This is a genomic window from Parabacteroides faecalis, from assembly GCF_022809355.1.
Classification (GTDB): Bacteria; Bacteroidota; Bacteroidia; order Bacteroidales; family Tannerellaceae; genus Parabacteroides; species Parabacteroides faecalis.
The window spans coordinates 12,943-35,635 of sequence record NZ_JAKZMM010000041.1 but is presented as its reverse complement, the minus strand read 5'-3'; the positions used below and the strand labels follow the sequence as shown (position 1 = coordinate 35,635).

Here is a 22,693-nt window from a genome sequence, read left to right as displayed (position 1 = left end):
ATTTCTAACAACAAATAGAAATATTGAGTTGCTTGAGCCGTATGAGGGGAAACTCTCACGTACGGTTCTTAGGGGAGAAGGGGGCAGCAATGCCCTTGACTTACCCGATATACAGAAACAGGGCGATTTCTTCGTGGAATCCCCGATTATTCTTTTGGCGGCTATTATATGGTATTTGCGCATCTACCAGGACGGAAAATACTGCACGTTCCCTCACGCGATAGAATTTCTGAACAAGCCGTATGCCGATATTTTCACAATTCTTACCTCGTATCCGTCTTTGGAAAACTACCTTTCCCCGTTCATGGACGCCTGGCAAGGGGGCGCACAAGACCAGTTGCAAGGCCAGATCGCTTCGGCAAAAATCCCGCTTTCAAGGATGATTTCCCCGCAGCTTTACTGGGTGATGACCGGTGATGATTTCACGCTCGACCTGAACAATCCCGAACACCCTAAAATCCTGTGTGTCGGTAACAATCCCGACAGGCAGAACATCTATTCAGCCGCCCTCGGACTGTACAACAGCCGTATCGTAAAATTGGTGAACAAGAAGGGACAACTGAAGTCTTCCATCATCATAGACGAGCTGCCCACGATTTACTTTCGCGGTATTGACAATCTCATTGCCACCGCACGAAGCAACAAGGTGGCGGTATGTCTCGGCTTCCAGGACTTCTCTCAGCTGACCCGTGACTACGGTGAAAAAGAAGCGAAGGTAATCCAAAATACGGTGGGCAACATCTTCAGCGGTCAGGTCGTGGGAGAAACGGCTAAGAACCTTTCGGAACGCTTCGGTAAGATACTCCAACAGCGGCAGTCCATTTCCATCAACCGGCAGGACACCTCCACCTCCATCAACACGCAGATGGATTCGCTCATTCCGGCATCGAAAATAGCCAACCTCTCACAGGGTACATTCGTGGGCAGCGTAGCGGATAACTTCGGGGAAGAGATTGACCAGAAGATTTTCCATGCCCGCATTATTGTCGATAATGAGAAGGTAGCAGCGGAAACCAAAGCCTACAAGAAAATACCCGTCATCAACGAGTTCAAGGATGCGGACGGCAACGACATCATGCAACAGCAGATAGACCGGAACTATTCCCAGATAAAAGCGGACGTGGTGCGGATAATCGAAGATGAGATGACCCGTATAAAGAACGACCCTGATTTGAAACACCTGATACCACAGGAAGAAAATGACAAGGATAATGAATAGCCATTGAAAGGCCGCTTTTTTATTTTAGCCTGCAAAGGTCGTCCCGTGCCTTTTGGATTGAGCAAGGTCGAGCCCTACGGGTTTTCGGGGAAATCTTCCGCGCTCCGCTTGCGGTATTTTCCCGAAAAGCCTTGCACAATCCGGCACGGAACGGTAAGGCAGGCAAGAAATAAAATACCGGCTCGCCGGTCGGAATTGTTTAACTAAAAAACAAGTTATGAGCAATACAAGAGTGGTCAATATCCGCAAGGAATCCTGTGATGTATATATAGGAAGAGCGGGACAAGGGAAAGACGGTTATTTCGGAAATCCGTTCAGGCTGGAAGCGACAATGACAAGGGGCGGCACGCTGGACCGTTACAGGAAGTATTTCTACTATCGTTTAAGTACGGATGAAAAGTTCCGCAGACGAATCGGAGAATTGCAGGGCAAGACATTGGGGTGTTTCTGCAAGCCGAATCCTTGTCATGGGGACATCATCAAGGAATACTTGGAACGCATGGAGGGATGTACCGATGAAATAGCCATAGAAAAGACCTACTGGAAAGGAGTGGCTTATCCAGTTCGGGAAATCCAAGTCGGTAATGACATTTTCAGGGTGTCAGTAAAAAGCCTGTGCGATGAGCTGGTGAACGATATGCATAACGGCATTTATGAAGCGATGGAAGCGAGCGAGGAGATTGACGGTTACTGCACGGATGAGGAACTATGTACACTGACCGATGATGACCTGTACAGAATGTGCTGCTGAAATAAAATTCAAACAATAAAAAACAGAAATGACATGAAAAAGAGAAGCAACTTTACACCGATGAAAAGATTCCATGAGATTCTTGACAATTATGGTCTGAAACTGATGGAGGTGGGAACCAACCACCTGAGAGTATTTTTTGGCAACCGGAAATTGTTCGACTACTATCCGCTGAGAATGAAACTGTTTGATTACCGGCAGTGGCAGCAACTGACCTATCCGTCGGTCATGGACGGTACGGACAAATGGGAAACGGAACTGGAAGGAATCATCAACAGCCTTATGGTATCACCGCAATAAACATTGACATTATGCACAAGAAAAACAGACAGACGCTCGTTTGGGATAACATTCCTGAATGGGCGATTTTCGCATTGGAGTACGGCATCGAGGAAGAATTGTTCCTGCCGAACGAGGATTTGGAAATGATAAGCCGGTTCATCGGCGAGAATTTCCCGAACGGCTACACGATGAGTGTGGATTGGGAATCATGCACGGAGTTCAACCCACGTCCGGCATTCGGGAAACCGTGCAAGACTCACAAGGTGACTTTTGTAACAAACTAAAACTACCTGCTATGAGAAAGATAACATTAAGCGAATACAATTCCATCCCGAAGGATTACCGAGGGATCTGGACCGTGGAGCGTTGGGACTTGCCGAATTGGGCGGAAATACGCGAAAAACACATGGGAAAGCGCACCATGATGGTATATGACAAGGGAACATGCCTGCTGGTGGAAGGACTCGGATTTGAAATCGTGGATGATAGTATCTGGAAAAAGGCGGATGAAGTCAAGAAGGAAATAGGTAGCCATTTCCTGAAATTCTACTGTGAGCAGGGACGTGAACCTCATTATGCGGACTGCACTATCCGGTGGTGCGACACGCTGGAAACGGAAGAAGTGAGGATTGCGCTGGCGATGGATTCCGACAACGAAAAGGACGATGAGATATTCTTCTACTGCGACAGCTTGGAAAATTTAAAATCACTGGCGGATAAAGGTAAGGAGGATTTCATCATAGCCGGATGCATTGGTTTCGGGATATACGAAGAATTGTTACAAACAACTTAAAAACATCAGACATGAAAATCAAATGTCAGGAACACTACGAGAATACCGTCAAGTATGCGAAAAGCATCGGTGATGAAACGTTGAGCAAATGTATTGAACGGCTCAAGCAATGGGAGGTCAACTCCAATGGCAGGTATGAAATCGAACTGTACACCGATTTCGCACCATATTCATTCGGTTTCGCTGAAGTGGCGAAAGACGGGACAAGGGGCGTTGTCGGAGGGCTTCTCTATCACGGCAAGCCGGATCGGTCATTTGCTGTAATGATTGGTGGACCGTTTCACGGCTGGAGCATACACACTTGAAAAATCGTTTCGCAGTTTGTGTTGAGCGAAAAAAGCGCAGAAGTACTCAAAATCTGATTACCTTTTACACTTTCTTCGCTCATATTTTATTTCCGTCTGCTCATTCTGAAATCTCCAAAATCAGAAAGCTAAAATCTGTATTTGACGGATTAAAAATCAATTCTCGCAGGTTTTCCGCAAAAATCAAAGATTAAATCGTTATATGGCAAATTTAGATACCGGCAATATTTCTTTTTCAGGTGTTACTTTTATTGATATGCTATTTTTGCAATCTGTCTATTAATTGAGAGCGAACAAGGTCGTACCCCAACTGAGGATTGAACTCCCTCTCCGGACGGATAAGATTTTGTGTATCTCCTAAGAACTCAGAGTCAGACATCTTCTCTTCCATATTATTAATGAACTGTTTGTATGTCGGTGGTTGTTGAACAACAAAAGACATATAACGGTGGTAACAACGCATAATTTCTTCGACATCAACTGATGCTTCAGACAAAGCGACATACAAGTCAAAAAGGTCTCGCCCCTTTTTCCTTTGGTACAAGGCTCTCAGTTTTGTTCCCAACAGTTCATTTAAACGATATGTTGTTACTCCGCACTTGCCTGAGAACCAACTATTTTCCATTTCAAATGGTATTTTGACTAATCCAAGTTCATTAAAATGCTCAAAACAGTTTATCTCGATTTTTAAGCGTAGAGGAATTGTGGGAGGTATTTCCGATTCCATACGAAACAACATCGTGTTATTATATCGTTTTTGTTTTGTTACTCTATCCGGCAAAAAATCCAAAACTTCCCCAAGTCTGAACATTATTGGCTTTATCGGTCCGGGAGTAATTTGAACTAAGTCAATATCTTCACTATATCTGGGCTGTGGCGTCAGATATAGTTTATGGAGTGCAGTTCCTCCCCTGAATGCTAATTGTGAAGCAAGAAACTCATCGCTAAAAATAGCGACTAACGCACGTGATATAATGAGGTCTTGCTCTACTTGTGCGTTGTCATTCCATGGAACTATCTTATTCCATTGAGTGATGGCTGTTCTGTTTATCATATTTCGTCAGTTTCTATTATCGTATTTACAAAAATTTTCCAACGGTTATTCCTTTCCGCGCAATCTTTTGGTTTATTTATAGTTAGAGGAATATATTTGAAACGCTTTACATATGAAGTCAATTCCATATATAGCGTATCTGCAATTTCTGCTGCATTTAGAACTTCATCCAGTATATATCCCAGTCGTTGTATAGTTGCGATTGATGTATAACCAAACAACTTATTGGAAGCACCACGAAAATCTAATTTTTCTGTAAGTTCTTCCAATATAGTAGATGCTCTTGAAAGTCCACCTATATATTGCTCATATTGTACAATGTCAAGAGCTGTCAATTCTGCATTCGAATAATATATCACTCCTGTTTCAGAATTTTTTGATAACAAAAAATCTGTTGGAATTTCCTTGCGGTATACCCAAACAAGTGTATTGTTCTTTGATTGCGAAACAGAAGACTTTGGAAATACCGACATTACAGAAAATTTCTGTGGACGTTGATGAGCTGCACCATGAATTTCTGCCGCATTTAAGAGACTAATATAATAAGGCTTGTTTAGATACGACATCAACTGATCTATGTAATATATCGGTGGTACCATTCTTTTGGCAGCATAATGAGGAGGAATAATAACGTAGAAACCTTTATAGACCGGATATATTATACCTTGTGATGATATACGGAACAAATCATTTTTAATGACCTGCTCTGAATAATGTGGCAATGCCAACCTAATTTCTTCAACCGAAAAAGTTGGAAATCCACTTATCTCTCTATCTCTAATCCATTCACGTATTGTCATAATGCGTAATTTTAGTGCAAAGGTACTCAAAAAATGATTACCATTGCACTAAAAAGATGCGCATTTTCGTTCAAAGGGTAATTTTTCCATATTCTTCCATAAACTACCATCCTAAGTCACGCTTCACTCACTAAGTCCCTCTGAGAAGGTAACTCGGAGGACGATACCTTTCACGTTCAGGCCTCCGGTTTTCGTACAAAAAATTCCCTGCGGTAATTTTTCTTCGAAAAAACGTTCCGGTATCGCCGTCCGAGTTGGGTGAAAAGGTCGGGACTTAGCAAGCGAAGCGACCTACGACGCATAGAACAAGGTCAAGACAAAACCTGACGGGAGTACTTTATAAAATTCAGACCGTCCCAATTGGAACATCTATCCTATCATAAATCCTTTTCCTTTCGGTCGCCTGTCTTATGAGAAATACAAGGAAGTAGGGACAAAAGCAGCTCGCTCTCAACTCTGCATAATATAGGTTTTCTTTTTCCCTCTTCGTCCCTTTCCCTGCTTCGGTTTCTCTCTGCCTTCCCGTACCTTGTGGCCCGCCCTTTTCCCTCTGTTTTTTCCCTTTTTCGTTTTCGTGCTGTCACCCTGCGGTGAAACGTGATGACAAATGATGTAATATGTAGTTCAACTAATTAAAAATCAATTATTTATCAAATTTTGCTATATATATTTGCGGTGACAATAGTAGTTATCAACTCTAAAAACTCAAAGTTATGGCAAAGAAAAATGTGAGGGACGAACCCCTGAAGCCGCAAGTGAGCGAGAACGAACAGATGAGTGACATCGTGTTCATACTCGACAAGATGGAACTGATTTTACAGGCGGTGTCAAAAATCGGAAAGGACGGGAAATACAGCACCGTTCCGGCAGACAAGGAACACAGCAACTCCTTCCTGAAAATCGACCGGTACGCCAACATGTTCGAGAATTTCGTGAAAAACTTCTGGAGCCAGCTCAAAGACCCGACCCGTTTCGGCATCCTCTCCGTCAAGGCGGATACGCTGGACAGCCCGGAAGTGAAGCAGGCCATCGAAGACCTCGCCGCCGGAAAGCAGACAAAAGCCGTGGAAGACTTCCTCAAAAAATACGAAATCGTTCCACGCGACAAGGAAAACCAAAGTATCAACAATCAAAATCAAGAAGAAATGGCAAAGAAAAATGAGACACAGCAGCAGGCCACCCAAGGTGACGGCACGCAGCAACCCAAGTACCGCTACAACGAGTCCATGATCAACTGGGAGGAACTGAAGAATTTCGGACTTTCCCGTGAATACCTCATGGAGCGCGGTCTCCTTGACCAGATGCTCAGGGGCTACAAGACCAACCAGGTGGTACCCATCAGCATGAATTTCGGCTCCGCCGTATTACGTACCGATGCACGACTGTCATTCCAGCAGTCCGTGGGAGGCCCTATCGTATTAGGTATCCACGGCATCCGCCAGAAACCCGAACTCGAACGCCCGTACTTCGGTCACATCTTCTCCGAAGAGGACAAGAAGAACCTGTTGGAGACAGGCAACATGGGGCGTGTGGTGGAACTGAAAGGGCGCAACGGCGAATACATCCCTTCTTTCATCAGCATCGACAAGCTCACCAACGAGGTGGTCGCCATGCGCGCGGAAAACGCCTACATCCCGCAAGAAATCAAAGGTGTGAAACTGACCGACCAGGAAATCAACGACCTGCGGGAAGGCAAGAAAGTGTTCATCGAAGGCATGATTTCCAATAACGGCAAGGAGTTCGACGCCCACATCCAGGTCAACGCCGAACGCAGGGGCATCGAATACATCTTCGAGAACGACAAACTCTTCAACCGACAGTCGCTGGGCGGAGTGGAACTTACCAAGCAGCAGATTGAAGACCTCAACGCGGGCAAGGCCATCTTCGTGGAGGGTATGGAGCGCAAGGACGGTGAGTTGTTCTCCTCGTATGTCAAGCTGGACGAGGCCACGGGCAGACCTTCCTACACACGCTACAATCCCGATTCCCCGGAGGGAGCGCGTGAAATTTACATCCCGAATGAAATAGGCGGCGTGAAAATCACCGCCGAGGAACAGCAACAACTGCGCGAGGGCAAAGTCATCTTCCTCAACGACATGGTGAACCGCAAGGGCGAGGAGTTCTCCTCCTTCATCAAGGCGGATTTGGAAACGGGACGCCTGAGCTACTCACGCACGCCGGACGGCTTCGAGCAGCGTGCCGAGTTCAAGATACCGGAAAAGGTATGGGACGTAAAACTGACGAGAAACCAGCGTGCCGACCTCCAGAGCGGCAAGGCGGTACTGGTCGAGGGCATCAAAGGCTACGATGGAAAGACCATCTCGCAGTATGTCAAGGCGAACTTCAACCAGGGCAGGCTGGACTTCTATAACGAGAACCCGGACCGCAAGCGTGACGCATCGCAGCGCAACGTGGTGGCGAACGCCCAGAAGCAGGGACAGGAACAGGCTGGCCGCAAGTCCAAGGGGGCAAGCATTGCCTGAGCGTGAATCAGAATGAATGTCAAATCAAAAAAACAGAAATATGAACGTAAACAATAAAAACAACACGCCATTCAAGGCGGAAGACGTGAACTGGGAAGAACTCGCGGGAATCGGGATCCTGAAGGACGAGCTGGAAATGTCGGGGGAACTTGATACGTTGCTCAAGGGAGAAAAGACAGGAGTGATGTCACTCAGCCTCGTGCTGCTGGGCGTGGACGTGGTGATGGACGCCACCCTGCAACTGGTGCGCAAGGACGACGGGGCACTGATTGAAATCCTCGGTGTCAAGCCGGTGGCCTGACAAACGCTCATCCATTATAACAAGTAAAAAATGTCAAACCGCCGTTTCCCGTTTTCCGGTTCCGGTAGCGGGGAACGGCTTAAATTTTATCCGAACATGAAAGCAATCATTGCAGAAAAACCGAGTGTCGGCATGGATATAGCCCGTGTGGTCGGGGCTACCGACAAGAAAGACGGCTACTGTACAGGTAACGGGTATATGGTCACGTGGGCGTTGGGACACCTGGTGTCGCTCGCCATGCCCGGTGCGTATGGCTACACGAAAACCTCCGCCGAAAACCTCCCGATGCTGCCGGACCCGTTCCGTCTGGTGTCCCGCCAGGTCAGGACGGACAAAGGGATGGTGACGGACATCGCCGCCGCCAAACAACTGAAAATCATCGACAGCGTGTTCGACCGGTGCGACAGCATCATCGTGGCTACCGACTGTGCCCGTGAAGGGGAACTTATCTTCCGCTGGATATATTCCTACTTAGGCTATACCAAACCGTTCAAACGCCTGTGGATCTCCTCTCTCACCGACGAGGCCATCCGCGAGGGTTTGGCGAACCTCCGGGACGGCAGCGACTACGACAGCCTGTATGCCGCCGCCGACTGCCGGGCAAAGGCGGACTGGCTGGTGGGCATGAACGCGAGCCGTGCCCTGGCGGTAGCCTCCGGCTCGGCGAACAACTCCATAGGACGTGTACAGACCCCGACGCTCGCCATGGTCTGTGCCCGCTTCAAGGAGAACCGGAATTTCGTCTCCACCCCTTACTGGCAGCTGCACCTCACGCTGAAACGGCAGGACGCGCACCGCATGTTCATCCACACGGAAGAGTTCAAGGAAAAGGATGCGGCAGAGGCGGCATACCGGAAAATCACTTCCGGTTCTGTGGCGACAGTCACTGGGTCGGAACACAAGAGGACTTTCCAACAGGCCCCGCTTCTGTACGACCTGACCACGCTCCAGAAAGATTGCAACGTCCATTATGACCTGACAGCGGAGAAGACCCTCTCCATCGCCCAATCCTTGTATGAAAAGAAGCTTATTTCTTATCCGAGGACGGGAAGCCGCCATATCCCGGAGGATGTCATGCGGCACATTCCTTCCTTGCTGGGAAAAGTGGTTTCCATGCCGGAATTCAGGGAATACGGACAGTCTTTCGACATGTCCGATCTGAATACCCGCAGCGTGGATGACACGAAAGTGACCGACCACCATGCCCTGATTATCACGGGCATTTCACCCGAAGGGTTGTCCGAGGCGGAATCTACCGTTTACACCCTGATAGCCGGAAGGATGCTGGAAGCATTCTCGCCACCCTGCGAGAAGGAACTTTTGGTCATGGAATGTGCCTGCGAGGGAATGGCGTTCCGTTCCCGCTCTTCCTCCATTGTCAGACCGGGCTGGCGCGGCGTGTTCGCCAGAAAGGAGGACAGGGAGAAGGACGAGCCGGAACGTGACGGGGGGACGGCGGAGTTTGCCGAAGGCGAGACTGTTCCGGTCATGGGACACGGGATGGCGCAGAAGAAGACCCTACCCAAGCCGCTGTACACGGAGGCCACCCTGCTGGCGGCGATGGAGACCTGCGGGAAAAACATCACGGACGAACAGGCAAAGGAGGCTATCAAGGAATTGGGCATAGGCACACCCGCCACCCGTGCCGCCATCATTACCACCCTTATCAAACGTGACTATATCGCCCGCTCCGGCAAAAGCATCATCCCGACCGAAAAAGGGATGTATATCTATGAGGCGGTGAAGGACATGCGTGTGGCGGACGTGGAACTGACGGGAAGCTGGGAGAAGACCCTGGCGCAGGTGGAGAGGCATACCCTCGATACGGAAACCTTCATGCAGTCCATCCTGGATTACACCCGCAGGGCAACCGAAGAGATCCTGCGTCTGGATTTTCCGGCGATGCAGGAAAGGGCATTCACCTGCCCCAAGTGCAAGACGGGAAAAATCATCCTCCGTTCCAAAGTGGCCAGGTGCGACCATGACGGGTGCGGGCTGCTGGTGTTCCGCCGTATTCTGAACAAGGAACTGACCGACACCCACATGGAACAGCTTTTCTCCTCCGGCACCACCAGACTCATCAAGGGGTTCAAGGGAAAGAAAGGTGTACCGTTCGATGCCGCCGTCACCTTCGATGCGGAATACAACACGGTATTCTCGTTCCCGAAAACCGGGAACGGAAAGAAAAAATAACACCGTCATTCCAATTCGCGGGCAAAGGTAGCGCACCGCCTTTTTCCACCGGCAAGGTCAGGCCCTCCGGGTTTCGGGGAAAATCATCCTCGCGCCGCTCCGGTATTTTCCTCCGAAAACCTTGCCTGTGGAGGCGGTACGCATCCCGGCCCTTGAAATTGGAAAAGACTGTTTCACCCGTTAATACCGGAATGTCATGAAAACAAGGGAATATATCGACAAGATTCAAGCGAACAGATGGGTACGGACCATCGCATTGGGCTTTGCAGCCTTCATCGTGTTCAGTTATATGTACACACGGGGCATATCCCCCGTGTGGGCTGCGGTAGCCATCGTGTGTTTTAGGGGATTCTTCAGGTTCCTGTACCGGATAGCTTGCCTTCTGGTGGCTGCGGCCATACTTTTCTGCATACTCAGTTTTCTGGTATCCTGACAATATTTGACCATGAAACATAACTGCCATACAAAATCAAGTGGAACCTTACAGAACAGAGCTGTCTTCCGGGACGGCTCTTTTTGTTTTCCGCCCTCTGTGGAACCGGAAACCATAACGACAGGAATAAAAGGAAAAGGGATGAAAACACAGACTTGGCATACCGGAAACTACCGGGCAAAGTTGGCAAATGCCTTTGTTCGGACGGCAAGGTCAAGCCTTGCGGTTTCGGAAAAAATCATCCTCGCCGGAGGCTTGCGGTATTTTTCCCGAAAACCTTGCCTTACCGAAGGCATCTGCCGTCGGGCCCTTGTAGTTCACGGGCTGCCAAAGCCCGAATATTCACAATTAAAAAAAATAAAGAGACATGAACCAAGCATTTGCAACAAGCGCACCGCCGGCTCCCATGAGGATGCCCATGCCGGTAACGAGAAGAAAAAGGACGGTGGAACCCGAACCTGCCGTCAAGTTCCCGCCACGGGGGACGACAGGGCCGGTACACATCTCCACCCTGTTGAACCCGATTCTGGAAATCAGCCGCCATCCCGACAGGAACAGGCTGCTGGCCAAACTGTTCAGTGAAGAATAAAACCCAGTAATAACTTTTAATACATCAAATTATGTTTTTTACAGCAATCCACCAGATGATGACCGAAGGCGTGGATCTCACGCTTGTCATCCGCAAAGCGAACGGACAACTGACAGTATCCTTACTGCCGAAGTCGAACGGGCTGAAGGACGAAGCCCAGAACCACCTCGTACCACTGACCGTCAGCGGGCATCCGCAGGAACTGGACGCAGGCTTCCTACAAGCCGTAGCACGTCCTATACAGAAGACTACCGGACTGATTTCCAACATGGCGCAGTTCGAGGCGCAGGCTGAGAAGGCAGCGTCCGAGAGCAAGGCGGCAAAGGAGACCAAAGCGAAGGAGACGAAGGAGGAAAAGGAGAAGCGGGAGAAGTACGAGAAACATTTCAAGAAAGCGGAGGAACTGATCGCTGCCAAGAACCACAAGGAGGCGGTTACCGCACTCGGACAGGCACGTCTTTACGCCAAACCGCAGGACCAGAAGAAGATTGACGAGATGGTGGCGGAACAGACAAAGGCGATGAACAAGGGCAGTCTGTTTGAACTGATGGAAGAACCGGCTCCGCAGCCACAACAGCCGCAGGCACAACCGGCAGCCGCACCAGTCCAACAACCGCGGCAGGCTCCACAGTATCCTCAGCAACCGCAGGCACAGAGACCGATGGCGGCTCAGGCTCCTGGCGGACAGCAGAGACCGGCAGCCAATCCTCAGCAACAGCAGACAATGTGGCCACCGCAACAACCGCCGCAGGGACCGGCACAATATTACGCCCAGCCACAACCGCAACCCTATATGGGACAGCAGCCAGTACCGCAACAGGCTCCACAACCCGCACACGGGGGATACCATGGGACACATTGGCAGGAGCCGGTACAGCACCCTGAAGAACTCTCCCCACATTATCACGCCGGAGAGGATGAACCCAATTACCGTCCGGAGGATTACGAGGAATATCCCGATTTTCCGCAGTCCATGTTAGAAAATCATGTCTCACAATATCAAGCAGTATAAGATTATGGCACTCGAAGTAACAGGAATGGCACGCTCATTCACATTCAAGAAAGGCAGCGGAATGGTAACGCTCGATGATCCCAACCCGTCGGACAGCCCCGAAATGGTCATGAGCTATTACTCCAACTTCTACCCGGAGCTGACAACGGCAACGGTACACGGACCGGTCATCAAGGACGACAAAGCCGTGTACGAGTTCAAGACCACCATCGGGACCAAAGGATAGGAAGCATGAAGAAGGAACGAAAGAAAAAGAACAACAAGAAAAGGAAACCATGTGTACCATTGGACGAACAACAGTCAAGGCAGCTGGCGAGGCTCATCATCGGCCAGACGCGGAGGAATGTACGGTACGGCGTGAACAGGGAAGAACGGATTGCGGCTCCAAGCGGGGCCGTAATTCTTTTCTAAGCACAGCCTTCATACCGCTGGCACAGAATAATCTTACCGTGGATTGTTACGACAGCGGCGAATGCAACAGTATAAACGTAATCACGCGGGATAACTACGAATTCCTGCGTGATTCGTATTTCAGGTATTCCCTGCTATTGCAGAAGGAGGGCGTACACATGCCAGGAAACAGTATCGGGGAAGGCATCGCCAATCTGTACGATGAAATGAACACGCTTGTCGGTGACGAACTGCATGTCAACATCGAGCAGGAAGCCGGCAGGCTTTTCTTCCGGCTGTGGAAATACCACAAGTGGGGAAGTTTCACGCTGTACTACTTCCCGGTGAAGTTTCTGGAATCGCTCAATCCCATTTTAAGGAGGATTGCCATTACCTTTATCCATAAACTGATGAAAGCAAACGGCATTGATACATTCGTGGATTACGAAGAATCGGACTTTTTGTTTGAAATGCTTTCGGAGGATGACGGCAGCGACCCGGAGGAGTGGAAAGAACGCATGAAACTGCTGGACTCCTATCAGGAAGGGAAAATCGGCAGGCTGCTCAAACGGGTGGAATCGAAATCCTACTACAAGAACCTGCCGAAAGCACTGGATACATACGAACCCCAAAACGGGTTTGAACAGCCTTTGGTCGATGCGATGAAACGGGGTCTCCCGTTTCTGACGCCTGCACGGGGCATCATGCAATACGCTTATGACGCCTATTACTCGGAGAATCCGGACTTCCACCCGATGTACCTGCAACAGCAGATAAGGGTCGTGTATGACATCAACGACATTGTATCCGACTATCTCGTTGACTATTACAATTCCTGTAGCAGGGAGACCTACGACATCACTCCGGTGACTGCCCTTGACCTGTCGCCCGATACCGAAGAACTGTTCAGCATGGACGATTACCCGGAACGGTTCTTTCGGTGGGCGGACGAATTCATATCTTTAATCAGTTGAATTATGTTGGAAACGAATGAACTTACCCAAAAATTGAGGACGCTGCTCCATCCGAGGGCGGCGTTGATTGCCTATTCAGGCGAGAAAGACAACTCTTATGCCTCTGACAACAACTATTTTGTTGAGATAAGGGATATAGACGATAACGGAATGATGGGAGAAGGCCGGCCCGTCACGGTGGATTTCATGAACGAACTGGTGCGCGGTTATTCCGAAAGCCACAGCACCACGCCATACGGAAGGATTCCGCCCAATATGCTGTGGTGCGACCCGCGCAAGGGCAGTGAGAGGTATATCTGGTACAACTCCCCACAGAAACGGATGATGTTTTTCAAGGAATCCCTTCAAGTAGAGAATGCAAAATACAACCTGCCGGGAGTCATTTACGTGGCAGGTGGCAGTTCGTTGAGTATATATGCTTACAAGGACAAGAAACTGACGGAAAAGACGGAGCTTTATGCCGCACCGTTCTTCAACGTGACAGGGGCAAATGTCTGTCTGGGTTCCGCTAAAATAGACAAGCCGAGAGATTTGACCTACAAAAACCTGTTGGAGTATTGGGAGAAGAAGTTCTGGCTGACGGAGTTTTCACACCTGGGCGGAGGGGGCAACCCGACCAGATCAAACCTGATATTGGTGACAAAGGCCGCAAAGGACAAGCCTTTCAACCTCGACGAACTGAAACCTTTGAATAACTTGAAATTGAAAGATATATTGAAATGAAAAGAGTACACTACATAGATAACTATCTGCTGAACCCGCAGCACCCGGTCACGGTGAACCTGATCGGCGCGGGAGGAACCGGCTCGCAGGTATTGACCTGTCTGGCACGGCTGGACGTGACATTGCGGGCACTCGGACATCCGGGATTGTTCGTGACACTTTATGACCCGGACATAGTGACGGATGCCAACATCGGTCGCCAGCTTTTCGGCTGTTCCGACCTTGGACTGAACAAGGCGCAATGCCTGATTACCCGAGTGAACAATTTCTTCGGCAATGACTGGAAAGCGGTACCGGATATTTTCCCGACCGTGCTGAAAGATGCCAGACGGGATGACATGGCGAATATCACCGTCACCTGTACCGACAACATCAAGTCACGGCTTGACTTATGGAACGTATTGAAAGCCGTGCCCACCTCGAATTACCGTGATTACGAAACACCGCTTTACTGGATGGATTTCGGGAACACACAAAGTACGGGTCAGGTTGTGTTGGGAACCATACCCAAGAAAATAAAACAGCCCGCTTCCGAGTTGTACAAGACTGTCGATTCGTTGAAGGTCATTACCCGGTTCGTGAAATACGCGAGGGTGAAGGAGGCGGATTCAGGACCGAGCTGCTCCTTGGCGGAGGCGTTGGAAAAGCAGGACTTGTTCATCAACTCCACACTGGCACAACTCGGATGCAATATCCTTTGGAAGATGTTCCGTAACGGGATGTTGGAACATCACGGGCTGTTCCTTAATTTAGAAACGATGAAAGTGAATCCGATAATGATATAACTTGTTTAAAAGAGGATGAGCCAAATGCAAATTTTGTAAGAATCAAATCTAAACGAACATAATTTCACTTTACGCACATGTTAATAATTACCTGTCAATCCATTCCTTAAGCCTCTGCACCTTTTCCTTACTCACTTGTATTTCCGTTTTCGGATAACCTTTCAAACGGACAATCAACTTTCCTCCAAAATAATTACCGAGGAACAAAACGTGCTCTACATTGATAATATATTGGCGGTTTGCCCGGAAGAAATAGTCGGGATTCAGTTGGTGTTCAAGTTCATCCATTGACACATTGACCACTTCGGAAGTGCCGTTGTTAAGACGGAGATATACAATCTTGTTTTCTGTTTCGATGTGGTTGATGTCCGAAACGCGCACGGTCTTATATCCGTCACGGTAAGGAAGCAAGAAACGCTCCCGATAACGGAACTTGTTCTTCTGTAAGGCATCGAAAAGCTGCTGTAGGTTTTCGTCGGTGTAATTCTTACCGGCTTTGGCCGCCTTGTCAATGGCCGCTTCAAGTTCATCCGAATCCAACGGTTTCAGAAGATAGTCGAAACTGTTGAACTTGAATGCTTGTACCGCATATTCGTCGTATGCGGTGGTAAATATGATGGGTATGGTTGCCGGGGCATATTTTAGAGCTTCGAAACTCAAACCGTCAGTCAAACGGATATCCGCCAGAATGAGGTTTGTGGTTTTGCCGGATTGAAAGAATTCGACCGTCTCTTTGATGCTGGCAAGAGGGCCTTCGACAATAAATGTTCTGTCAATGTCGTTCAGCAGCCTTATGAGGCGTTTGGCATTGCGTGGCTCGTCTTCAAGAATCAGTATGTTCATAGGGGATGGTGTTTTTTATGATGGGCAGACTTACCGAATAGAAGTTTTCGGCATTCTCTATCTTGACCTTTTTATCACAAAGCAAAGCGTATCGTTCTGTGATATTTTTAAGTCCTAAACCGGTTGATTCGATTGGGGACATCAAAGGTGACTTAAGATTGCTGACTGTTATATAATCATCGGACAGCTTTATGTCGATGACCAGCGGATGTTCAGATGAAAAGCTGTTATGTTTTATTGCGTTTTCCACAAGAAGCTGCAATACAGCCGGTGGAAGAAAACCTTTGCATTGTCTGACGCCCGGACTTACTTTTGCAATGACACCTTCGTCGTGGCGCACTTTCATCAAGTACAAGTATGAATCAAGAAACTTGATTTCGTCCGCGACAGGTATCAGGTTTCGGTCCAAGTTGGTGATGATGTATCGGTATACTTTCGACAGATTGCTCAGGAATTTTCCGGCAAGTCCGCTATCCTCCTCAATCAGCTCCAGCAGATTGTTGAAGTTGTTGAACATGAAATGCGGATTGATTTGCAGTTTCAGGGAATTGAGCTGTGACTGCAAGGCTATCTCCTTTTCTTTCATCAGTGCCATTTCAAGTGCCTGTTTCTCGTTGCGTGCCTTGATGTAAAACTGAAGATAGAACGTGTTGGCATAGACGCTTGACAAGAATGTGGAAATCATGGCAAAAGTATATGCGCCTTTCATGTTGAGGAGCTCGTCAAGAAGCCCGTTGCCGTTTTCACCCCATAAGAAGTTGAACAAAGAAATCATGCCGAATGCGACAACGTTGTTCAGGGTAAAAAGGCAGGAAGCATAGACAATCACCCACACATAAGATGTCCTAAATGGCAATACCCTAAAGACCAAAAAGGAAAATCCTAAAGAGATGTAGGTAAACAGCATACACAACAGATAATCGATGATATAATCGGCTATTGCCATCTCCGGTAATTGGCCGGCGGTTTCATCATCGAGTATAAACCACAGAATGAGGTAGAGCATATAGGAAACGGTTGATAACAACAGACCGTTCTTCCAATTCATTATTTTTATATTCTCGTTGGCCATATCAGATACAAAGTTACTTCATATTCCGCAAAAATAGGGATTTACATCTTTAGTTGATAGGATAAAACCGACTGAAACGGATAAAATCACCATTGAAGTGATGAAAATGAATGTTGAAACGGATGGAGTTGCACTTTATGTTTGCCGAAATACCATTTAGAAAATCTGTTTTTCAAAATAAACCGCCTATTTGGGCGGTTCAGATATAAATTTATCCGTTTCAGCCGAATTTTACTGTTACAGCCAAAGCAACACGGGTAATTTTGCATCCATATAGGGTAAATACCGCATGATAAAGTCTGAATCAACCAAATTTTTAAGTAGCATGAAACATTTAAGTTTTTTGAGAAGACATGCCAATATAGTATTCTGCTTACTTTTGTGGAATGTATATACCCCGATAGGAAGCGGCAGGGAACGGATTTCGGATGTCAGGGTCATTTCCGCGACAAACGAGAATATGGAACAGGCCATCAAGGAGGGACGGTTCAGGGAAGACCTTTACCATCGTCTGAACGAGTTTGAGATCCGGCAACCCTCCCTGGAGGAATGCCCGGAAGATATCATTCCGTTGGCGGAGTTTTTCCGTGAACGTTTCTCGAAAGAACTGAAAAGGACTACTCAAGGATTTACCGAAGAGACCAAACAGAGGATGCTTGCCTACCGGTGGCCGGGCAACGTGCGTGAACTCCGAAACCGTGTCAAGCGTGCCGTACTGGTCTCTGAGTCTCCGATGCTTGACGTGGATGGATTGGAAATAACTGTCTGTGTATGTAGAAATGAAGAAACAGACACACTTGCAATCCTGCCTCTGAAAGGTGAAGCATTTGAGAAAGAAAGCATTATCAGGGCTCTCAAAGCCTGCAACGGTCACCGGGAACAAGCGGCTGGAATGCTGAACATCAACCCGGCAACACTGTACAGGAAGATGAAGAAATACGGGCTGAAATGAATTTGACGACTAAAAATAGTGCAAATGTCACTGAATATGTGTACTTTTGCATTTAAATAGCGAAAAATGCGGCGTGCTGTCTAATGGGCAGTTGCCGTTTATATATAGACATAAGACCGCAAGCGTCCTAATGGGAATCTGGAAAATGAACATTAACAGGAACTATTGCGTGATTGCTTATGCTATGCCTTGGCATAGCGTGCATTCACCTATTCCTGTTAAGGGCATTCCAGAGCCTCCATTAGAAATAGCGTGGATTGCACGCTTCTTTTTTACAGTTTCCGGTTGAAAAAGAATTAAAGCTATGGCAAGGATTCAAGTTGTGACGGCAATAACATTGGACGGTTTCCTTCCGGAACCGGCCGGAGCACTTGTGTCCTGGGTAAGAAACGACAGGCGGGGTTTCCCCTTTTGGCGTGAACGCTGCTCGGCCCTTATATTGCCCCATTCCATCCTTGATTTGCTTTGCGAGAAAGACAACAGGGACGATTCATTCATTTACCTTGCTGAAATCATAGAACCGGAATCGGTGGAGCTGCTTCGCGGGCTTTTCCTCTATGATCTTGTTGATGAACTTGTGGTTTACCAGCTGCCGTTTTCTGCCGGACAAGGGATTCCCGTGTTGAATACATTCCGACCACAACATTGGGAACTGCATAAAACCACCTCTTTTTCCAACGGCATCTGCCGTCTGATCTACCGCAAATCTTGCAAGATGTAACTTGCATTTTGCGAAAAAACTTGCATTTTGCAAGAACATTTTCATCTCCACTTTTCATACTAAAAATTTTTATTCCGCTGTATTTCAATGGAATGCCAATGCCATTCAGTGAAATACATGGTCATTGGTACGCCATTAGCCCTATATGTAGTATAACCTGTTGCGCGACAAGGTGTAAGCAAAACTATTATTTACACTAAAGACAGAATGCATTATGCTACAGATAAACAGCGAAAGTGTCCAAATAATGCTCATGCAAATCATGGAACGGTTTGATAGGATCGACCGTACCCTGGAGCGGATGAACAAGTTGAAAGAGTGTCTGGAAGGCGACACACTTCTGGATAACTATGACCTTTGCCAATTGCTCGGTATCACCAAACGCACGCTGGCACGTTACCGCCAGAAGAAGTATGTCACCTATTACATGATTGACGGACGGACTTACTACAAGGCCTCCGAAGTGGAAGCGTTCCTCAACCAAAAAGGGAAGGTGTTGCCCCCAAAACTGAAAAACCGGATGGATGTTCAACTCAAAAAATGACTGGTATGGAAATAGTATGTATCGACAAACAGACGTTCGATGAACTTCGGGTACGTTTCGGCAAACTGGAGGAAAAGGTAATGGGTATGTGCCGTCCGGTGGAAGACCTCGGCTTAAAAAAGTGGCTTGACAACCAGGAGGTGTGCGAGATATTGCGCATATCCAAAAAGACGCTTCAGGTGTACCGTGACAAGGGTATCCTGCCTTACTCACGCATCAAGCACAAGATTTTCTTCAAAACCGAAGACGTACACAAACTATTGGAATCGAATTACTACCACTTAAAACGAGAACTATGAGCTATCATTTTTTAGAACGGAAAGACCCGCGTGTCGATGTCCTGTTTCAGGGACTTGACAATATGGAGCGGTTAATCGCAGCGATGGAGGACACCCCTAAATCCGTATTCCACGGCGAACGTTTCCTGACGGACGAGGAACTATCCAAAATTCTGAGGGTCAGCAGACGGACATTGCAGGAATACCGCACACTTGGTGTTGTCCCTTACTATCTGGTACAGGGTAAGGCCCTCTACAAGGAATCGGACATCCTTAAAATATTAGAGGATGCCTACAAACGGTGCAAAGAAGATATGCGGTGGGTGTGACATGACAAAACGGAGAAACGGCTCGTTCATAGGGACATGCGTTTCTCCGTTCTTGATTTTCAGATAGCGTGGGGTGTCCTTTTTCTGCCTTTCCGAGCGGTGAAATCCTCCTCGCAAAGTTCAGTCGTGCCGCTGAAACCGCTTGCTTTCAAAGCCTTCATGTCCTCGTCCACTTTCTTGTCCGTCACCTGCGCGTAAAGTTGCGTTGTAGAAATCGACATGTGTCCCATCATGCGGCTGACCGTCTCTATCGGGACTCCGAGTGAGAGTGTGACATGGGTTCCGAAATTATGCCGGGCCTGATGGAAGGTCAAATCGAAACCGTACACCTTTCCCAGTTCCCGCGTCAGCAGGATAAAATAGCCGCGGCGGTAAACATTGAACACATTATCCCCTTGTCGCTGGTTCCGGTATTTTTCAATGATTCGTAAGGGAATATCCAACAGGCGGACGGATGAAAGCGTGTCTGTCTTTTGACGGCGTATGTGAATCCACCATGCGCCGTCTTCGGACTGTGTGATGTCACTTGTCTTCAACCTTTTCAAGTCCGCGTAAGCCAGTCCGGTAAAGGTCGAAAACAGGAACATGTCCCTCACGAATTGCAGTTGAGGTTTCTCCACGGGAGTCTCCATAAGTTTCTTGAGGTCTTCCAGCTTCATGTGGCGGCTCTTCCGTCGTGGCAACGCAGGGTGGAGACGGCAGTACGGGTCACGGCGGAGCGTTCCCTGGCTGACTGCCAGTTTGGTCATCTTTTTCAGGCGGTACAGATGCTCATGCACGGTCTTGGGCATCATGTGGCAGTCCTTGCAAAGGAACAGTTCAAAATCATCATAGAAATTCTTGTCAAGGCTACGTAGCGTGACATCTTCCACGCCTTTCTTATCCTTGATGAAAGCGGAAAGGTGCTTGTACGATCTCAAGTAAGAATCAAGCGTTTCCTTGATGCGGTCCAGCCCAACACGTCTTCTGAAATCTTCGTTATGTTCCCGGAAGAGAGCCAGCAGGGTAAGCGGTTTCAGCCCGACACCCATTACGGCGTTCTTCACCAGTTCCGCCGTGATGAATCCCAGGCTGTTCTTAATCCGGTTGTAATGTCCGGTAATCTCCTCCGTCAATTCGTCTATGGCACGGTTCACTGTCACCGCATTCGCACTGCGTCCGTTGGCAAGGCCTTTTTCCGGATTCCAGATGTCGGGATTGACGGATACCTTCGTGCCAATCTGTTCCCATTCGGCATCAATGCTTACCTTGCACAATAATTGACAGGTTCCGTCCTTGCGCATTTTGGTGCGGTTGATATAAAACAGTATCGCGAATGTACTGCGATGTCTGATGGTTTTGTCTGCATGTTCACTTTTCTTTTTCATCTTATTGCGTTTTAGTCGTTTGTCAAATAACCACGGAGAAGCGTTCCGCTATCCTCTCGTTCAGCACACGGGTGTCGGCATTTATCTTGTCGTCAGTCACTTTGGCATAGATTTGGGTCGTCTCAATCCGGGCGTGTCCCAACATCTTGCTGACCGTTTCAAGCGGAACCCCATGTCCGAGCGTGATTTCGGTCGCATAGGTATGGCGGCCGGCATGAAAAACCAGCGGACAGTCTATGTCACAGAGTTTTGCGATACGTTTTAAGTTAAGGTTCATCGTGCTGTTGGAATACATGGGTAGCAGTTTCCCGTCCGGCGCTGTGTCCCTGTATTTCTCCATGATATGTAACGGCAGGTCCAGCAGGGGGATTTCAAACTCGACTCCGGTTTTCCGGCGCGAGCTTCTGATCCACCATGTGCCGTCATCGGCAAGTGACAGATGCTCTTTCGACAGAAGCCGCATATCACTATACGGGATGCCGGTGTAGCATGAGAAGAGGAACAAATCCCGTGTGAGATAAAGGTTCGGTCTGTGAAGAGGCATGGTCATAAGCCGTTGCAGTTCCTCGGATGTGAGATACCTCCGTTTCTGTTTCGGGCGTACGGGTTCATAGCCGGTAAACGGGTAGGTGGTGATGATGCCGTCCGCTACGGCTTCACCAACGATGATTTTCAACTGCACGGTCAGGTTGATAATCGTTCCCGGAGAGAGGCGACAATCTGTCCGAAGGTGCGAATCGTAATCCTGTATGAAGGAGAGGGTCAATGCCGAAAACGGGATATCCGACAAGTTGTACTTTTCCCGCATGAACCTTTCCACATGGTTGTAGGCGTTCCGATAGCTTCTCAAACTGCCTTCGGTCCGGTTTACACCCACGCGCTTCGCGAAGTTCTCAATAAACGTGCGGAAGTAGCTCAATAACGTTGTCTGTTCACCAGCCATACCCAACAGCAGACTTTTGACATCATCCGCAGTCACACTGTCACGAACAACCGACAGTTCAGCATAGATTCCCAATGCCATCGCACGGATTTCATCCAGCCGATTGTTGATTTCCTTCGCCTTCACACTTTTGCCTGAAGCACGCCCCGAACTCCATATTGCCTGCGGCACACGGAGTTTCAGGCTGAAAGCCGCTTCAGAATACTTGCCGATGTTCAGCCTTGCCATTACAGGACACATACCATCGGCATCCGCCTCGCTCTTTTTGAGGTAGAACGACACCTTTACATTCGCTTGTTCCATAACCTTTTACTTTGTTTGCAAAATTACCGGATATCGAGCAAATGAACGGCATGACGAATATAGCGGAATATGGAAAGAAGCTCCATGCGTAACATTCAGAACCCGTATTTTTTCCCTTTAGCGAAAAAAGCATTAACTTTGTACTCGCAAAATATGAGTGAAACAGCGTTCTTTACGGTGATGTCAGTGGCAGTGCATAGACCTTTTTCCAATATTGTTTTCGACCTTGAACAGGCAACGGATAAGTAGCAATT

26 protein-coding genes and 2 pseudogenes are annotated in these 22,693 nt (G+C 48.1%); 22 read left to right on the top strand and 6 right to left on the bottom strand.

Annotation, left to right across the window (positions count from 1 at the left end; genetic code table 11):
- Positions 1-109: 109 nt before the first annotated feature.
- From MUN53_RS14145 to MUN53_RS14120, 6 genes and pseudogenes are all read left to right on the top strand, one after another.
- Positions 110-1,219 (top strand): annotated as a pseudogene (locus MUN53_RS14145) (TraM recognition domain-containing protein); the annotation flags it as partial.
- A gap of 217 nt (positions 1,220-1,436) precedes the next feature.
- The gene (locus MUN53_RS14140) at positions 1,437-1,970 is read left to right on the top strand and encodes a DUF4326 domain-containing protein (RefSeq protein WP_008766673.1); all 534 of its coding nucleotides are present in this window, start codon (positions 1,437-1,439) and stop codon (positions 1,968-1,970) included.
- 33 nt (positions 1,971-2,003) lie between these two features.
- The gene (locus tag MUN53_RS14135) at positions 2,004-2,270 is read left to right on the top strand and encodes a hypothetical protein (RefSeq protein ID WP_008766674.1); all 267 of its coding nucleotides are present in this window, start codon (positions 2,004-2,006) and stop codon (positions 2,268-2,270) included.
- 11 nt (positions 2,271-2,281) lie between these two features.
- Entirely contained in the window at positions 2,282-2,536 is a 255-nt protein-coding gene (locus MUN53_RS14130) for a DUF6926 domain-containing protein (RefSeq protein WP_008766675.1), read from the top strand.
- 11 nt (positions 2,537-2,547) lie between these two features.
- Positions 2,548-3,045, top strand: a complete 498-nt coding sequence (locus MUN53_RS14125; protein WP_008766676.1) for a hypothetical protein — start codon at positions 2,548-2,550, stop codon at positions 3,043-3,045.
- An 11-nt stretch (positions 3,046-3,056) separates the two neighbouring features.
- Complete coding sequence (locus MUN53_RS14120) at positions 3,057-3,350, top strand: DUF4120 family protein (RefSeq protein ID WP_008766677.1); 294 nt, start codon at positions 3,057-3,059, stop codon at positions 3,348-3,350.
- Positions 3,351-3,609: 259 nt separating this feature from the next.
- On the opposite strand, the gene MUN53_RS14115 is transcribed toward MUN53_RS14120, so the two are convergent.
- A complete protein-coding gene (locus tag MUN53_RS14115) occupies positions 3,610-4,404 on the bottom strand; it encodes a nucleotidyl transferase AbiEii/AbiGii toxin family protein (protein WP_008766678.1) in 795 nt (264 codons plus the stop codon).
- Complete coding sequence (locus tag MUN53_RS14110; RefSeq protein WP_008766679.1) at positions 4,401-5,204, bottom strand: type IV toxin-antitoxin system AbiEi family antitoxin domain-containing protein; 804 nt, start codon at positions 5,202-5,204, stop codon at positions 4,401-4,403. The genes MUN53_RS14115 and MUN53_RS14110 overlap by 4 nt, the downstream gene beginning before the upstream one ends.
- A 713-nt stretch (positions 5,205-5,917) precedes the next feature.
- Between MUN53_RS14110 and MUN53_RS14105 the strand changes: the two genes are divergently transcribed.
- The 11 genes from MUN53_RS14105 to MUN53_RS14055 all read left to right on the top strand — a co-directional run bounded on the left by MUN53_RS14105 (position 5,918) and on the right by MUN53_RS14055 (position 15,087).
- The gene (locus MUN53_RS14105; protein WP_008766680.1) at positions 5,918-7,687 is read left to right on the top strand and encodes a DUF3945 domain-containing protein; all 1,770 of its coding nucleotides are present in this window, start codon (positions 5,918-5,920) and stop codon (positions 7,685-7,687) included.
- 40 nt (positions 7,688-7,727) lie between these two features.
- Positions 7,728-7,988, top strand: a complete 261-nt coding sequence (locus MUN53_RS14100) for a DUF4099 domain-containing protein (protein WP_008766681.1) — start codon at positions 7,728-7,730, stop codon at positions 7,986-7,988.
- A 96-nt stretch (positions 7,989-8,084) separates the two neighbouring features.
- Positions 8,085-10,181: a type IA DNA topoisomerase gene (locus MUN53_RS14095; protein WP_032585083.1), complete on the top strand. Its 2,097-nt coding sequence runs from the start codon at positions 8,085-8,087 to the stop codon at positions 10,179-10,181.
- A gap of 196 nt (positions 10,182-10,377) precedes the next feature.
- Positions 10,378-10,614 (top strand): hypothetical protein, encoded by a 237-nt coding sequence (locus tag MUN53_RS14090; RefSeq protein WP_008766683.1) that lies wholly within the window; start codon positions 10,378-10,380, stop codon positions 10,612-10,614.
- Between the two features lie 367 nt (positions 10,615-10,981).
- Entirely contained in the window at positions 10,982-11,203 is a 222-nt protein-coding gene (locus tag MUN53_RS14085) for a hypothetical protein (RefSeq protein WP_025076690.1), read from the top strand.
- A gap of 31 nt (positions 11,204-11,234) precedes the next feature.
- Positions 11,235-12,215, top strand: a complete 981-nt coding sequence (locus tag MUN53_RS14080; RefSeq protein ID WP_008766685.1) for a PRTRC system protein E — start codon at positions 11,235-11,237, stop codon at positions 12,213-12,215.
- Positions 12,216-12,219: 4 nt separating this feature from the next.
- Positions 12,220-12,441 carry a PRTRC system protein C gene (locus MUN53_RS14075; protein ID WP_008766686.1) on the top strand — a complete coding sequence of 74 codons (222 nt, stop codon included), beginning with the start codon at positions 12,220-12,222 and terminating at the stop codon, positions 12,439-12,441.
- Between the two features lie 5 nt (positions 12,442-12,446).
- The gene (locus tag MUN53_RS14070; RefSeq protein ID WP_229782488.1) at positions 12,447-12,626 is read left to right on the top strand and encodes a hypothetical protein; all 180 of its coding nucleotides are present in this window, start codon (positions 12,447-12,449) and stop codon (positions 12,624-12,626) included.
- A 38-nt stretch (positions 12,627-12,664) separates the two neighbouring features.
- Positions 12,665-13,579 (top strand): hypothetical protein, encoded by a 915-nt coding sequence (locus MUN53_RS14065; RefSeq protein ID WP_229782489.1) that lies wholly within the window; start codon positions 12,665-12,667, stop codon positions 13,577-13,579.
- Between the two features lie 3 nt (positions 13,580-13,582).
- Positions 13,583-14,302, top strand: a complete 720-nt coding sequence (locus MUN53_RS14060; protein ID WP_008766688.1) for a prokaryotic E2 ligase family D protein — start codon at positions 13,583-13,585, stop codon at positions 14,300-14,302.
- Positions 14,299-15,087: a PRTRC system ThiF family protein gene (locus MUN53_RS14055; RefSeq protein WP_008766689.1), complete on the top strand. Its 789-nt coding sequence runs from the start codon at positions 14,299-14,301 to the stop codon at positions 15,085-15,087. Before MUN53_RS14060 ends, MUN53_RS14055 begins: the two co-directional genes overlap by 4 nt.
- Before the next feature lie 87 nt (positions 15,088-15,174).
- Here MUN53_RS14055 and MUN53_RS14050 read toward each other — a convergent pair whose 3' ends face one another.
- Entirely contained in the window at positions 15,175-15,930 is a 756-nt protein-coding gene (locus MUN53_RS14050) for a LytR/AlgR family response regulator transcription factor (protein ID WP_168044572.1), read from the bottom strand.
- The gene (locus tag MUN53_RS14045; protein WP_168044573.1) at positions 15,911-17,002 is read right to left on the bottom strand and encodes a sensor histidine kinase; all 1,092 of its coding nucleotides are present in this window, start codon (positions 17,000-17,002) and stop codon (positions 15,911-15,913) included. The genes MUN53_RS14050 and MUN53_RS14045 overlap by 20 nt, the downstream gene beginning before the upstream one ends.
- Before the next feature lie 385 nt (positions 17,003-17,387).
- Here MUN53_RS14045 and MUN53_RS14040 point away from each other — a divergent pair.
- The 5 genes and pseudogenes from MUN53_RS14040 to MUN53_RS14020 all read left to right on the top strand — a co-directional run.
- Positions 17,388-17,954 (top strand): annotated as a pseudogene (locus MUN53_RS14040) (helix-turn-helix domain-containing protein); the annotation flags it as partial.
- Between the two features lie 304 nt (positions 17,955-18,258).
- Entirely contained in the window at positions 18,259-18,675 is a 417-nt protein-coding gene (locus MUN53_RS14035) for a hypothetical protein (RefSeq protein ID WP_008766698.1), read from the top strand.
- Positions 18,676-18,889: 214 nt separating this feature from the next.
- Complete coding sequence (locus MUN53_RS14030) at positions 18,890-19,219, top strand: helix-turn-helix domain-containing protein (RefSeq protein ID WP_008766699.1); 330 nt, start codon at positions 18,890-18,892, stop codon at positions 19,217-19,219.
- Positions 19,220-19,224: 5 nt separating this feature from the next.
- On the top strand, positions 19,225-19,518 hold the full coding sequence (locus MUN53_RS14025; RefSeq protein ID WP_008766700.1) for a helix-turn-helix domain-containing protein: 294 nt from the start codon (positions 19,225-19,227) through the stop codon (positions 19,516-19,518).
- Positions 19,515-19,826 (top strand): helix-turn-helix domain-containing protein, encoded by a 312-nt coding sequence (locus tag MUN53_RS14020; protein ID WP_025076665.1) that lies wholly within the window; start codon positions 19,515-19,517, stop codon positions 19,824-19,826. Before MUN53_RS14025 ends, MUN53_RS14020 begins: the two co-directional genes overlap by 4 nt.
- Before the next feature lie 59 nt (positions 19,827-19,885).
- Here the strand turns inward: MUN53_RS14020 and MUN53_RS14015 are convergent, their stop codons facing one another.
- Positions 19,886-21,193, bottom strand: coding sequence for a site-specific integrase (locus tag MUN53_RS14015; protein ID WP_168044564.1), 1,308 nt, complete (start codon positions 21,191-21,193; stop codon positions 19,886-19,888).
- Between the two features lie 22 nt (positions 21,194-21,215).
- Positions 21,216-22,439 (bottom strand): site-specific integrase, encoded by a 1,224-nt coding sequence (locus MUN53_RS14010; protein ID WP_008766703.1) that lies wholly within the window; start codon positions 22,437-22,439, stop codon positions 21,216-21,218.
- Positions 22,440-22,693 lie beyond the last annotated feature (254 nt).